Annotated in this window: 10 protein-coding genes; 3 read left to right on the top strand and 7 right to left on the bottom strand. The window is 48.9% G+C overall.

Going from position 1 to position 14,436, the window contains the following annotated elements:
• Positions 1–18: 18 nt before the first annotated feature.
• Complete coding sequence (locus tag JI735_RS12435; RefSeq protein WP_051051962.1) at positions 19–963, top strand: glycine zipper family protein; 945 nt, start codon at positions 19–21, stop codon at positions 961–963.
• Between the two features lie 74 nt (positions 964–1,037).
• On the opposite strand, the gene ilvA is transcribed toward JI735_RS12435, so the two are convergent.
• The 4 genes from ilvA to JI735_RS12415 form a co-directional block, all read right to left on the bottom strand.
• Positions 1,038–2,300, bottom strand: a complete 1,263-nt coding sequence (gene ilvA, locus JI735_RS12430; protein WP_039836669.1) for a threonine ammonia-lyase IlvA — start codon at positions 2,298–2,300, stop codon at positions 1,038–1,040.
• Positions 2,301–2,822: 522 nt separating this feature from the next.
• Complete coding sequence (locus JI735_RS12425) at positions 2,823–3,080, bottom strand: aspartyl-phosphate phosphatase Spo0E family protein (RefSeq protein WP_020430599.1); 258 nt, start codon at positions 3,078–3,080, stop codon at positions 2,823–2,825.
• 232 nt (positions 3,081–3,312) lie between these two features.
• A complete protein-coding gene (locus tag JI735_RS12420) occupies positions 3,313–4,722 on the bottom strand; it encodes a hypothetical protein (protein ID WP_039836670.1) in 1,410 nt (469 codons plus the stop codon).
• Positions 4,723–4,987: 265 nt separating this feature from the next.
• The gene (locus tag JI735_RS12415) at positions 4,988–6,979 is read right to left on the bottom strand and encodes a serine hydrolase domain-containing protein (protein ID WP_039836671.1); all 1,992 of its coding nucleotides are present in this window, start codon (positions 6,977–6,979) and stop codon (positions 4,988–4,990) included.
• A 206-nt stretch (positions 6,980–7,185) separates the two neighbouring features.
• On the opposite strand from JI735_RS12415, the gene JI735_RS12410 reads away from it, so the two are divergent.
• Entirely contained in the window at positions 7,186–7,773 is a 588-nt protein-coding gene (locus JI735_RS12410; protein WP_039836672.1) for a sensor domain-containing protein, read from the top strand.
• Between the two features lie 114 nt (positions 7,774–7,887).
• Positions 7,888–9,711, top strand: a complete 1,824-nt coding sequence (locus JI735_RS12405; RefSeq protein ID WP_233476363.1) for a helix-turn-helix transcriptional regulator — start codon at positions 7,888–7,890, stop codon at positions 9,709–9,711.
• 54 nt (positions 9,712–9,765) lie between these two features.
• Here the strand turns inward: JI735_RS12405 and JI735_RS12400 are convergent, their stop codons facing one another.
• The 3 genes from JI735_RS12400 to purH all read right to left on the bottom strand — a co-directional run bounded on the left by JI735_RS12400 (position 9,766) and on the right by purH (position 14,193).
• Positions 9,766–11,082: an SEC-C metal-binding domain-containing protein gene (locus JI735_RS12400; protein WP_039836675.1), complete on the bottom strand. Its 1,317-nt coding sequence runs from the start codon at positions 11,080–11,082 to the stop codon at positions 9,766–9,768.
• 275 nt (positions 11,083–11,357) lie between these two features.
• On the bottom strand, positions 11,358–12,623 hold the full coding sequence (gene purD / locus JI735_RS12395) for a phosphoribosylamine--glycine ligase (protein WP_039836676.1): 1,266 nt from the start codon (positions 12,621–12,623) through the stop codon (positions 11,358–11,360).
• 22 nt (positions 12,624–12,645) lie between these two features.
• Positions 12,646–14,193 (bottom strand): bifunctional phosphoribosylaminoimidazolecarboxamide formyltransferase/IMP cyclohydrolase, encoded by a 1,548-nt coding sequence (gene purH, locus JI735_RS12390; RefSeq protein WP_039836677.1) that lies wholly within the window; start codon positions 14,191–14,193, stop codon positions 12,646–12,648.
• Positions 14,194–14,436 lie beyond the last annotated feature (243 nt).

Genomic DNA, 14,436 nt, shown 5'->3' with positions numbered 1-14,436 from the left:
AACAGGAGGAATATTTCCATGAAGATGAAAACAACGGTTCTAACCGCAGCGATAGCTGCAGCTCTGGGATTGCAGACAGGCCTTCCCGGACATGTCCTTGCCGAAGGTTCGGGAAGCAGTACCGGCGGCGCTGCAGGAAGCAAGACGGCAGCATCGGCCAACAGCCATGCGGAGGCGGTATACAAGGCAGCCCTGCCGCTGCTGTCCTCTTCTGCCAGGCTGCCGGAGGCTATTAAATATCTGAACAGCAATATCTATGCGGTCACCCCCTATCAGGCAACCGTGTTGACCCTGAAGCTGGAGAATCTCCACAAGGCTGCACTGAGGGCATGGGAGAGCAAATTCATGAACAGCATTGTCCAGAGAAAACTTACCTCTGTCTATAAGGCGGGGATCAGTATGGCCAAGCTGGCCGACAGCACAGATGACACTTCTTTGCGGAGCCTCCTGAAGAGTGCGGGAGAAAGCGGCTATAAGCTGGAGACGGCGGAAGGCTCATTTTTTCCGGTGATTGACTATGCGGCTTACCGCAAATATAGAGTGTACGTCACGGCTGATATCCGTAATTATATTTCGATCATGGGCACGGAAACGGATCTTCCTTCCTCCAAGGATAACGGTCTGATCATTTCCTGGGGCGATGTTGCCGCACGCGCACTGGCCCAGGAGGAGTTCATCCAGAGCTACCCTAAGTCCAACCGCATTTCGGCGGTAAAAAACTTGTATTCCACCTATGTGACTAATACCTTTTATGGACAGAACAATACTCCCCTTTTCCATTACGACAATCTGGAAATGGATCTGGAGGCGCAGAAGGCTTACAGCGGCCTGCTGGCCAAGTACAACGGCAGCAGCCCGTTTTTGCAGAAGCTGGACGGCCTCATGAAGCTGCTGAAAGACAATGGATACAAGCTGGATGATGGCGTAACCGAGTATCTGAAATCTGAAGTACCTCAGTCCTGATCATTTATTATGCAGAAGGCCCGCCCCATAACATCTGGGGCGGGCCTTTTATAGTGCTCGTTTCCGATCGGGAATCAGATCAGCATATTAAACAGGTTGGGGTCCTTGTTAATTTCCAGATACTCTACGCCCTTCTGCTGCATGCGTTCGATAAGCGGGGTGTAATCCTCCTTATGCTGCAGCTCGATGCCGACCAGTGCCGGACCGTTTTCCTTGTCATTTTTCTTCGTGTATTCGAAGCGGGTAATATCATCCCCGGGTCCCAGCACATCCGCCAGGAACTCGCGCAGTGCCCCGGCACGCTGCGGAAAATTAACCATGAAGTAATGCTTAAGGCCCTCGTAAATCAGCGACCGTTCTTTGATCTCCTGCATCCGGTCAATGTCATTATTGCCGCCGCTGACGATGCAGACCACCGTCTTGCCGCGGATTTGGTCGCGGTACAGATCAAGCGCCGCGATGGGCAGTGAACCCGCAGGCTCCACAACAATCGCATTCTCATTGTACAGCTCCAGAATGGTTGTACAAGCTTTGCCCTCCGGTACTTTTACCACATCGTCCAGGCGGCGGGAGCAGATATCATAGGTCAAGCCGCCCACCCGTTTCACGGCAGCCCCATCGACAAATTTATTGATCTCTTCCAGCGTGACTACTTCCCCGCGCTGCAGCGCTTCGCTCATGGATGCCGCCCCGGAAGGCTCGACGCCAATAACCTTGGTAGACGGGTTAACCGTCTTCACATAGGTAGCCACACCTGCCGCCAGTCCGCCGCCGCCAATGGTGACGAACACAAAGTCTGCGGGCTTGTCCAGACTCTCCATGACCTCCATGGCAATCGTACCGTTGCCGGCGATAATGCGCGGCTCATCAAAGGGATGGATCAGTGTCATGCTATGATCAATGCATGCCTGCAGCGCCTCATCGTATGCATCATCGAAGGTATCCCCCTTCAGAATCACCTCTACGAATTCACCGCCGAACTTGCGGACCTGCTTAATCTTCTGATTAGGGGTCGTACTTGGCATATAAATCTTGCCTTTAATGCCCAGCGCCTTGCAGGAATATGCTACCCCCTGCGCATGGTTTCCCGCGCTTGCACAGACAATACCCTTGGCTCTGTCCTCTGCAGACAGGCTGCGGATCATATTGTAGGCACCCCGGATCTTGAAGGAGCGGACAATCTGCAAATCCTCGCGTTTCAAATACACACTACAGCCGTATCTGGCCGACAGCACTGCATCCAGTTGCAGAGGGGTGCGTACAATAACTTCCCGCAGCACATGATGAGCACGCACGATATCTTCCATTCCGACGATCCGGTCTTCGCCTTCTTTCATTTTCTCTCGCCTCGCTGTCTCTATCTAATCATTTCACTTCTTGTAACATACTATCCCGAGGACATTTTATCAAGTATTGTCCGCTCCCGGCAATACAATTTGCCGGAACTCAAGCCTTGAAATTAGATACGGTATGAAGCAGCTTCTCCGAACTGTGCTTGATCTCTTCCATCTCGGTGTCCATGTCAGGTATTCTGCGAAAAATAACATAGTTAAATAAGCGTTTACCTATGTAAACACCTGTTCAGAGTATTATTTCATAGTTTTCTAAAAAATCATGCACTTCCATGTCATGTTATGTATCAGAAGAGAGGATTGGCAGTGATTTGAGGGGAGTCAACAAGGCGGGCGAAAGATGAGGATTAGCAGGAGCATTATTGCCGCAGGCATTCTAATGGCAGTTACTCATGTGAAGCCCGCAGCGTAAGCACCCTGCTATTCCAATTACATTAAAGTATGCTGGCGCATCTAGAGAAAAATAATAGAAGGTTGTGTAGTGCGCAGATTGGGTTACCCTCCGTTTTATGACGCGGAGTTTGCGGTGCGGTACAGCTGTGAACGGGTTGGCCATAGCTCTTCGGATGCCAGCCGGTTGATTGCTGCGCCTGATCTTTTTTTCACTTGGGTGATGCTGCTTCGGGTGTATTGGTTAATCAGTTCGTCGAGTACCATCGATTGATGAAGCACGGCTGGATGATCCAGATCGTACTGGTATTGCAAATTATTCAAATCTTGTCTGGCTTGTTCCAATATTTGTTTCAAACATTCTTCTTCTCTCACTCTTATCCCTCCTCTTTTAGTATTTTAGAGGGCTATGTCTTTTTCGGGGTGAAAATTTTTTCAGATAATTTTAGAGAGAATTCAAAAAAAGACCAGCCGGAGACTGGTCTTTTTTCAACTATTTATTAACAACAGAATAATAGCGATCGATTACCCCCCATGAGAATCGGACAAAATAACGATGCCACGCGAGGTACCCGAATGAACCGGAACAACCAGCACCAGGGCAAAACTAGCTACGACCAATAGGGATGCCAATATTCTTTTCATGTTCTTCTTCCTCCTCTTTTAATAGGTTCTGATATCTATTTTGCGTTTCTGGGGATGCCAGCGCTCTATATTTCTCAAATAATCTCACACAGGCGAGAATACGGGTTTCATTGTTGATGAGAGATGACTTGGACAGACTAGCCAATAAGTATTCAAACCCAACCAGATATAGCTCTTGCTTCAGATAGTACTGGGCAACCCCATACAGAAAACGGGCATGCTGCTCAGAGACTACCTGCTTCGTATATACACCAACAGCCTCTTGATGTTTGATCTGCATGTAGCCCTTGATTTCGGAATCAAAATACTGCAGAATGACATCCACATTGAGATCGAACAGGTTGGCAGCGGTTGTTATGTTAAGTAAGCCCACTAACAGCTCATCCTTGTTCTTTTCGATATAGGCCACATAATCGGCAAGCACGCTTTCATCCCCGCGCATCAGCTTGGATACGTAGATGTTAGCCTGTGCCCATCCTTTATACAGTTTCAGCCAATGCAAGGTTTCTTCATCGGTTTCCTTAACCCAGCTCAAGTCTTCATAGGCATATGTATATTGGATTCCCTGCTCATAATCGTTCCTGGAATCGCAGACGCTCCCACGAAGCAGATAAGAGAAGGCCAAATAAACAAACATAGGCTTTTTCGGTTTCTTCTTCGGCTCCTGTTTTGCTCTCGCTGGCTGTGGTGTCATAAAAAGTTGAATTTTTGCCAGCCGCCCCATTTCCTCGGCTATCCGTTCCACTTTGTCCCAACGCCTCAGAGAACGGTAGGTATTCGCCAGGTCCCTAAGCGCATCAAGCTGGTCGATCTCATCAAGCCGGTCTACAAAAGGCTCAAACTGGAGCGCACACTGGAGGTTGTCCTCCTGATTATCGCTTAGCCGGAGCGTAAACAGGCGATACTGGCAAAAAGCCAGCCGTTCGGAATGCTGTCTCCTCTCACTGAGGGCAACGCTTTCATAGAGCAACGCTGCCGCGGCGCGTCTGCCTTCCGCGAAAAATTCTTCAGCTGTCTCAAACAGCAAAGGAGAATACGTCAGATTGTCCAGGAGCAGCGGCAGGATTCGCCTGATGCAATCCAGCTTGTCCAGCTCCGCACAACGGTACAGAAAGGGTTTGACCCTGCGCCAGTTCGGTACGGCTTCAACCATACATTCCTGAATATACTGCTCGTAAAAATGCCCTTTGGGCATGCCCAGCACAGCAGTCATCCGGTCCAGCTGATCCACTCCCATAATCCGGTTACCCTTCAGAATAGAGCTCACCGTGCCTGCATTAAGCCCCGCCAGCCTTCCTAACTGGCTGAAGCTCAAAGCCTCCCGTTCAATAAAACTCTCCAGCTCGGTGCGAATCGTGGTTGCATGGTTCAAAAAAAACCACCCCTTAGAAACGCTTCACAATGGCGAATTTCCCCGCTTCAGCTTCGCTAGCATTTGATAATATTTTCTAATATATTGCAAATATAACCATAACCTGCGGCCATGTCAATTCATTTTTTCGCATTCTCTTTTTTTCTGCATTATGTTATACAATACGCCATTTTTCGCGTAGCAATTTGTTCGATAATGCGGGAATTCATTCCCCAAAAAGATGAAGCGCTGTTCCATTCAGCGCCTCACTTTTAACAGATTATATTCAGGGTTTAATTGGTAAGGTGTAGTAACCGAAAGCTTTATCAAGCAGCGCGCTGGCTTCTTGGCGGCTCAAAGTTTGTGTGGACCGGAAATTAACAGTCTGGCCGGAATTAATCTTCGTATCCGGGTCTGTAATGCCTTGAGAAACAAGTGCAGCGATTGCATCAACCGCCCATGAATCCGTTTTGCCGGTTAGCTTAACCTTCGTTTCAGGCACTGCATGCTTAAGATTTTGAATCATTACTGCCGCCATTTGTCTTGTGATTAAGGATTTTGGCTGATAATTAGGGACCCCCGCTATCATCCGCTTCTTATTTTCACGAAATTCATCCGGAAACGTATGCATGCCATGGGCACGCAGCAATACATCCGCAAATTCTCCCTGTGTTATCTTTCCTTTAGGATCAAAGCGGTTACCTGATTTGGCTCCCATAATGTCTAAACTGTTTAGATTATCAATATACGATTTATATACACTGTCATTGGGCACATCGGAAAATGCAGGTTTCATCTTTACTTTTTGGGAGTAAGCAACGAAATCCATTCCGTTGGGATTCGTATAATAGAAATAGGTGATATCGCCGGATTTATCTTTTTTGAATGCCATTTTATTGCCGGCTTCATCTTCAAATAAAAGCGGATGAACCATTTTCAGCGTATGCTTGCCCGTAGTCCCCGTTTCCATGAATAAATTCCCGTCCGCATAGGAAATTTTAGACCTTACCCCATATAAACGTGTGTTTCTGTATAATCCAACATAGGCTTGGGCGGCTTGCTTGCTTATTTTCGAATAGGTGGATGGCTGCGCTTCTACAGTCTTAGGAAAATAGTGATTCATAAATGCCTCGTACACACCTAAACTCATCATTGAATCGTTATTATAAGACAAGTATAAAGCAGTATTCTTCTCTGGCAAAAGGGCAATTAAAGAGGAATGCCCCGGAACATTTCCGCCCTTGAGGATTACATGCTGGCCATTCATCACATTGTTGAAATACCCTTCGAATCCAACGGTTGTGATAGGAATTGCAGGATCAGCGTAAAATTGATAGGTATGCATCAAATCGATGCTTTTTCTGCTGACGATTTGTTTGCCTTCAAATTCTCCTTTGTTTAAGTGCATAATCAAGTACTTAGCCATGTCTTCACCTGTTGAAGTCATACCTCCATCAGGTTTCTCGGACGGCGCGAATCCATTTGTCGGCTGAAGCTCACCGTTCGGTCCATAGTGCGCAGCCATATTGGATAATATTTCAGGGGTTAATCTAACACTGGTCTTGTTCATCCCTAATGGTTTGAATACATTCTTCTCCATATATTGCGAATAAGGCATGCCGCTTACGTTCTCTACTGCATATCCCGCCAGCATAAAACCAAAATTGTCATACGTATAAACTTCTCCCGGAGGTCTTACCACAGTCGGCATATTCTTATTGAGATACCCCTTCATTGAAATGTCCTTATTCAAATACTCCACCGAGTAATCAGTGACGATATCCGGCAAGTCCACCCCGCTCGTATAGGTAAGCAGATCAAACATCGTCAGCGGTTTTCCCGTTTTGTTAGGTACCTTCATCCCACCGAGATATTCTTGGATGTCATGCTTAAGATCAATTTTTCCTTGATCGACAAGCTGCATAGCCGCCAATGCTGTAAAAGACTTGGTAACAGATCCAATTTGGAAAACAGTATCTTTATCGACTGGTATCTTCTTTTCTCTATCTGCATAACCGTACCCTTTACTTAAAAGCACTTTTCCGTCCTTAACGACTACAAAATTGGAGCCGACTGTATTGAATTTCTTCATATTGTCCGCAAATACAGAATCAGCGAACGCCTCCACTTCCTTTGAATCTTTTGGCCCTTCCAAGCTGACTTTCTCTGCTGGTTTCTGATCTGATGCAGCTGCACCATCAGCAGCTGTACAAGCTGTAACGATACCCGCAGATAATAGCAGAACTGCAAGACCGGTGTTGCGGATTGCTTTTCTCATTGTTCCTGTCTCCCTTTTATCATATTTGCCCTATGACCACTTGGCCTACCCAAGTATTGCAAAGTGCCTGTCATACGGACAAGCTGCGTTTCGTCACCACTTTCTCCGGGGTCTCTAATCATGTCACATGACATTTTCGCACTAGATGAAGTGACACGGGAATCAGTATGATACGTCTATTACATTGAAGGGACGATGGAACATTCATGAATAAAACGATCCGCTGCTTTTTCCAAAATGGGTACTTCTTATTGCTCACTTTTGCTACAGGATTATTTTACTTTTGCTTTTACCTGGTTACTCTGACATTAGGCATAGGCCTTTCTTTTACAGTCGCAGGCATTCCCCTGCTCACACAAGTATTGCGAACCACGCTAACCTTTGTGCAATACGAACGTATCCAAACGAAGATCTACACCGATATCACCACTCAGCCTTACGAATGGAGGATAAGCACAGAGCAACCTTTATGGGCGCAAGCTAAAGAGGAGCTTACGGATAGACGTAACTGGGTCGCGATCTGTTGGTTGATGTTGAAGTTTGGGATTGGTTTTCTGTGTCTCCCAAGTGTTGCTTTGCTCTGCGTGACGCCTCTTTTGTTAATGCTAACTCCGCTGTTCTTTCACATCTTTGATATCCGCCTTTTTGGGATACAGATAGATACCTTCATGAAATCACTTTTAATTATGGCTATGGGGGTTATTTTTGCTTTTATAAGTTCTAGGCTATTAAATGCCTTGGTTCGTCTAATAGGCGGTTACACGCGTCAAATGACAAAAAGGTTAAACCGGTAGCTTCTGTGTACAACTTGCATTTGTCCAAACCTTGCTGCGGAAACTTATCATTTTATCGAACTTAGACTTATAATAGTAAATAATAAAAAGACATAGAAGATTTAGCAGGGGGTGATGAACTTGTTTGAAACGGTAAAACAGTGGTTCTGGTATGACTGGATCATGTTCATATTTCGGCTTATTCTTAGTATTTCTCTCATGTTCACAACCGTACAACTGCATACCCAGATATCCCTGCCGCTTTGGGCTTTGATTTTTTGGCAGATTTTCGCTTTTTCCGTTCCCTGGCTTTGTTTGCAGCTCAACTATAAGTATTATCTGCTTACAGAAATGATTTTTTCGGGCGGACTATGCCTGTATTTAACATCTTTGTTTCCTGAAGCTTATCTCGCGTTTATAACCTATGCTTTCCTGATTGCGGTGAATAGCGCCCGTCAATCCTATCGTTGGACAGGGCCCGTAACAATCCTGCTCCTGCCGGTTTTGATAAATGTGTTATCTCACCAGAGCAATTATTTGGTCATGATGCTCCAAATCGGACTCGCTTATGCCATCGGGTTTGCCTTTCATTTGCTGGTGGTCAATCATCGGCAGAGTGAAATTATCCGGGAACAGAATACGGTCTTAAAACAGTATTTTCCCCAAATTGAACGCATCACGCTAGCTGAAGAACGGGACCGGCTCTCCAAGGATCTCCACGATACCATTGGACATTCCTATACTTCTATCATCATGGGATTAGAAACATTGCGTCCTGAGCTTTCTACAGAGGACGTGAAACAGAAGGTCAGCTCTTTATTGAATCTAGCCCGAAAAAGTTTACAAGAAGTCAGAGGATACCTGCATCAAATCGATTCCCAGCAGGAGACACTGCCGATGCTGCAATCGTTGCAGCAATTAGTAGAAGATTTTCAATCCCAAGCAAAGGTAAACGTTCACTTCCGGACCTTTGGAGAGGAATACCCGCTATCCAAGCTGGCCAAGATGGCATTCTATCGTTGCTTGCAGGAATCGTTGACTAACGCCGTCCGGCATGGAGAGTCTACGGAAATTACTGCTACGCTGAAATTTGAGCAGCGGCAAGCCAGACTGGAAATACAGGACAACGGGAAAGGAATGGAGAAATGGCAGGATGGCTTTGGCTTGAACGCGATGAAAGAGCGCGCCATGAATCTGCAAGGACAAGTGTCTGTTTATTCCGAGCCCGGGGAAGGAACGCTCGTGACCTGCACCTTGCCAAGACAAGCAGAATTACCGGATGAGGTTATTCGCCTGCTGATCGTGGATGACCAACCCTTCATCCGGGAAAGCCTGCGGACCATTCTGGAGGGGCACAAGGATCTGAAAGTGGCCGGATTGTCTGAGGATGGCTTACAAGCCATTGAGAAATGTGAGCAGAATCAGCCCCAGGTGGTACTCATGGATTTGGACATGCCCAATATGGATGGAATTGCAGCATCCAAAATCATTAAACAAAAATGGCCGCACATTCGAATTCTGGTTCTAACCACGTTTCAGGACACTGAACAGGCCCTTGAAGTTCTGCGAAGCGGGGCAGACGGCTACTTATTGAAATCTATTGAACCGCGTGAGCTTGCTGAAACTATTCGTCATGTCTATCGCGGGGGCACACTGATTGATCAGGAGATGTCGCATAAATTGTTTGAGAAGCTCGAAGCGGACAAGCATGGAACCGGAGTGTTGAAGCCAAAAACAATAGAGAACTTCGACCTGACTTCAAGGGAAATAGAAATATTGCAGCTTGTTTGCAAAGGTCTGCGTTATAAAACCATCGCCTCCAAATTATATTTATCAGATGGCACCGTGAGGAATTATGCCTCCGCAGTCTATATGAAATTGGGTGTCCGTAACCGGGAAGAAGCTGTACAGAAGGCAATGGAAGCCGGATTCCTCGAAGCCGGGCCCGGAACCTCCTGAAAGCAAAACAATCACAGCCGCATGCGGCTGTGACCGGTTATTGGGAGAATTCCCCTATTGTTTTAGCATCCACTTCAGCAGATCCGGCACGCTCGCCCATAGACGGGAGTGCATAATAACATATTCAATCGCTTCGTTGGAATCGCCCATTCCGACAAAATCAGGAAGGTTATGCGGCAGCCGCTTCACACCCAGCAGGTAATCGGGCACATGCTTGTTCACACCCCGGGCCACGCGGTACAGCATTTTGAGCTGGGAGGTAATTCCGTTCTTCTTATACTCCAGAATGATCCGGTCATAGGCAAAGGCTGCTGCGGCGTCATCCTTGCCATACTTCTCCAGCACCTGCTCTGCCCGCTTCAATTGGTTGCTGTACAGGTACACAGCAGCGAGCAGGTAGCGCGCTCCGGTATTATCTTCCGTATTCAGCTCCAGAATATGCTCCAGGATTTGTGCTGCTTCTTTGGCATCTCCGCCAAACCAGCAGGATTCGGCGTAGCTTTTACAAATCCGGATGTATGGCCGGGTTTCATGAAGCCCCCAGAAGTCCCCTTTGTTCTTCTCAAAATACAGCTCGCCCAGCTCGCGTTCGCCTGCAGCGATTCCGGCCTTGAGATAAGCCCGTGCCTCCTGCTCATTGTCCGATTCCTCAGCCAGAATGAGATACGCATCAGAGCTGTCAGGATACATCTCCAGCGCCGTTTCCGCCAGCTGTATTCTCCGTTTGGAAGAACTGGCTTCCATCGCCTTATACAGCAGAGCCTGCGCTTTGTCCTTCGGTGTGCCCGGGCCGTTCAGCATTGCCAGTTCGTCAGCTTCGCCGCCCATGCCGTAATCCTCGATGTAATTGAGTATCTCCTTAACCTTGCGGGAGATCGTCGCCGCCGTTACCTCATATTTGTCGGCCAGCTCAGCCTGCGAAACATTGAAACCGTATTCCTCGGACAACAGATACTCGATTGCGGCACAGAACGAGCCTGTCTTTTTCACGGCAGGTCTGGTCTGGCGGGAATAGCCGTTCCATAGCACCAGAGCTTCAAAAATCAGCTCCCGCTCGTATTGGTTCCTCATGCTCTCGATAAGCTGCAAGGCCAGCTGTTCGTGAGCCGGATGCTCCCATTTCATTTCACGCGCCACCATCTTTTTCAGCTTGGTCAGGGTCAGCTTGCCCTCAGGCTGAATCGAGGTTTCCTGGACCGCCTGTTCCATTTCCGGCCGGATAGCTGCCGGCTCTTGTGCAGCCGCCGCTTCCTCCGTTGTTACCAGCCGCAGTATGGATTCTACCGCAGAGGACTCCTTGTCCAGGCAGCATTTCTTATATTTTTTCCCGCTTCCGCATGGGCACAAGTCATTTCTTCCAACCTTACTCAAAACTAATTCCCCCTTAAATCTGTCACTAACCATTCGCATGAGCTCATTGCTGCTTAAGCACTACAGGCATCATTTTCCGGCACGAGGTTTTTCTATATCACTTACAACTTCCGGTGATTTAAAAAAGGCCTTTCCTGAAAGGAAAGACCCTTTATCTGTATATATCCGCACATTTTTCCCCCGTACGAGTTGTATTATAGCACTTCTTCTACCACTTGTCAGTCCTTTTTTAGGACTAATAGCGTAAAAACTTGCGCTAATACAGTTCTTTATCCTCAGATCAGCGCCTTCATGGCGATGTCGCTGCGGCTGTGCATTCCGGGAAATGAAATCTTCGCCACGCTGGCGTAGGCTGCTGAACGCGCTTCGGCAATGCTTGCTCCCATGCCAACGACTCCCAGCACGCGTCCGCCATTTGTTACCCATGTTCCCTCTTCCGTCCGTTCCGTTCCGGCATGAAAAACCAAATCATTCGAGCAGTTCTCAAGACCAGCAATCGGCACGCCCTTCGGATAAGGCCCGGGGTATCCCTCAGAAGCCAGGACCACGCACACCGCTGCTTCCTCGCTCCACTCAATCTCGGCCTCTGCCAGTCTTCCTTCCGTGACCGCAAGGAATATCTCCAGCAGATCACTCTTAAGTCTTGGAAGCACGACCTGTGTTTCGGGATCGCCGAAACGTGCGTTGAATTCAATGGTCTTCGGTTTGCCATCCGGTGAGATCATCAGGCCGGCGAACAGCACACCGCTGAATGGACGGCCTTCCGCTACCATTGCCCGGGCTGTCGGCTTGATAATCGTCTCCACCGCTTCCTGAATAATCGCTTCGTCAATATGCGGCAGCGGTGAGTAAGTGCCCATGCCGCCTGTATTCGGGCCTTTATCACCGTCAAATACAGGCTTGTGGTCCTGTGCGGCAACCATCGGACGCACAGTCTCTCCATCCACAAAGGCAAGAATCGACATTTCCTGCCCGGCCAGAAACTCCTCAATGACAACCTGTGCCCCGGCTTCCCCAAACACCTTGGTCACCATGATATCCCGCAGGGCGAGTTCCGCCTCTTCCCGGGAGTAAGCCACGGTCACACCTTTTCCCGCCGCCAGCCCGTCCGCTTTGATGACAACCGGCAGTCCCTGGCCACGCAAATAGGACAGCGCTGCTTCGTAGTCACTAAACTTCTCATAGGCAGCGGTAGGGATGCTGTATTTATGCAGCAGATCCTTCATAAAGGTTTTACTGCCTTCAATTTCCGCTGCATTCTTGCGGGGGCCGAATACAGGAATATGATGTGCTTCGAATGCATCGACAATGCCAGCCGCCAGCGGATCATCCGGCCCGATGACGACGTAGTCAATGCTCTTCTCCTTGGCAAAAGCGGTCAGCTTATCGAACTCGAACACGCCGATCGGCACACATTCGGCCAGCTGCGCAATCCCGGCATTGCCGGGTGCGCAGTAGATTTTACCCGCTTTGGGACTGCGGGACAGGCTCCAGATGATGGCATGCTCGCGGCCGCCGCCGCCCACTACTAAGATATCCATTGAATTGAGTCCTCCCAGCGTTCTAGTGTTTGAAATGGCGAACGCCGGTGAAGACCATGGCAATACCATATTCATTAGCAACTTTGATGGACTCTTCGTCCTTAATGGAGCCACCCGGCTGAATAACCGCCGTGATGCCTGCTTTTGCTGCCATTTCCAGCGTATCGCCCATTGGGAAAAACGCATCGGAGGCCAGCACAGAACCCTTGGCTTTCTCCCCGGCCTGCTCAATGGCGATCTTCGCCGCACCGACACGGTTCATCTGGCCTGCGCCTACGCCGACTGTCATATCATCCGCCACCAGCACGATAGCGTTAGACTTCACATGCTTAACAACCTTCCAGCCGAACAGCAGCTGCTTCAACTCTTCTTCAGTAGGCTTGCGGTTCGTCACTACCTGCAGCTCTTCCGGATTGACGGAATGCACATCGCTCTCCTGAACGACCATGCCGCCTTCAATGGAAGTTACCACAAAGCTGGATTTCCGCGCCGCAGCCGTGCTGAGATTGCCCAGTTTGAGCAGGCGGATATTCTTTTTCTTCGTGAGAATGTCCAGCGCTTCCTCTGTGAAGCCCGGTGCCAGCACGATCTCCAGGAAGATGTCCTTCAGCATATTGGCCGTATCGGCATCAATAATCCGGTTGGCCGCTACAATTCCGCCAAAGATGGAGGTTGGATCGGCATTATAGGCTTTTTGATACGCTTCATATACGCTTGCCCCTACGCCTACCCCGCAAGGATTCATGTGCTTCACTGCTACCACAGCCGGCTCTTCGAACTCCTTCACGATCTGCAGCGCCGCGTTGGCGTCATTGATGTTGTTGTAGGACAGTTCCTTGCCGTGCAGCTGCTCGGCAGCGGTCAGCGAGTCTTGAGCGGCCAGAGGTTTGCGGTAGAACGCTGCCTTCTGGTGCGGATTCTCCCCATACCGGAGATCCTGAATTTTCTCGTAGGTTACCGTATAGCGCTCCGGCAGCGGTTCACCGGTCACATTCGCCAGATAATCGGAAATCAGGGCATCGTAAGCCGCCGTGTGGCGGAACACTTTTGCCGCAAGACGTTTGCGGGTTTCCAGAGTAGTATCTCCGCCTGCACGCACTTCCTCAAGCACCGAGACATAGTCGGCTGCATCCACGACCACACTGACAAAAGCATGGTTCTTCGCCGCCGAACGCAGCATCGTCGGTCCGCCGATGTCGATGTTCTCGATCGCTTCCTCATACGACACATCCGGTTTGGCAATCGTCTCCGCGAACGGGTAGAGATTCACCACAACCAGATCGATGTAGTCCAGGCCCAGCTCCTGCATCTGCCGTGTGTGCTCCTCGTTGTCACGGACCGCCAGAAGGCCGCTGTGTACAGCCGGATGCAGCGTCTTCACGCGCCCGTCCATAATTTCCGGGAACCCTGTCACATCCGAAATGCCGATGACCGGAACGCCTTCTTTTGCCAAAAGGGTGCTAGTGCCGCCTGTGGAGATGATTTCTACGCCCAATGCAGACAACCCGCGGCAAAAATCCACGATGCCCTGTTTGTCCGATACGCTGACCAGCGCTCTTTTGATACTCACTTTGATAGTCCTCCTCCGGATGATGTTAAATTTTAGTTGCAGGTGAAGCACACTGAGAAAATCTGCCATATAGATTGAACTTGAAATCTGTAATCTTCGTTGTGCCGATACTAACCTAATTGAGTAAAATGGGTTACCAACCTCAATGCAGCTGCGAGGGACGATGCACAATTTCCTCTTATTTCAACACCAACTGTGCAAAAAAAGAACAAAATCTGCCTTCTTCCGGGCTGCCTTCACTGC

The sequence above is a fragment of the Paenibacillus sonchi genome, from assembly GCF_016772475.1.
Classification (GTDB): domain Bacteria; phylum Bacillota; class Bacilli; order Paenibacillales; family Paenibacillaceae; genus Paenibacillus_AQ; species Paenibacillus_AQ sonchi.
The sequence above is the reverse complement of the archived record's forward strand: the minus strand, read 5'-3'. Positions and strand labels throughout refer to the sequence as shown.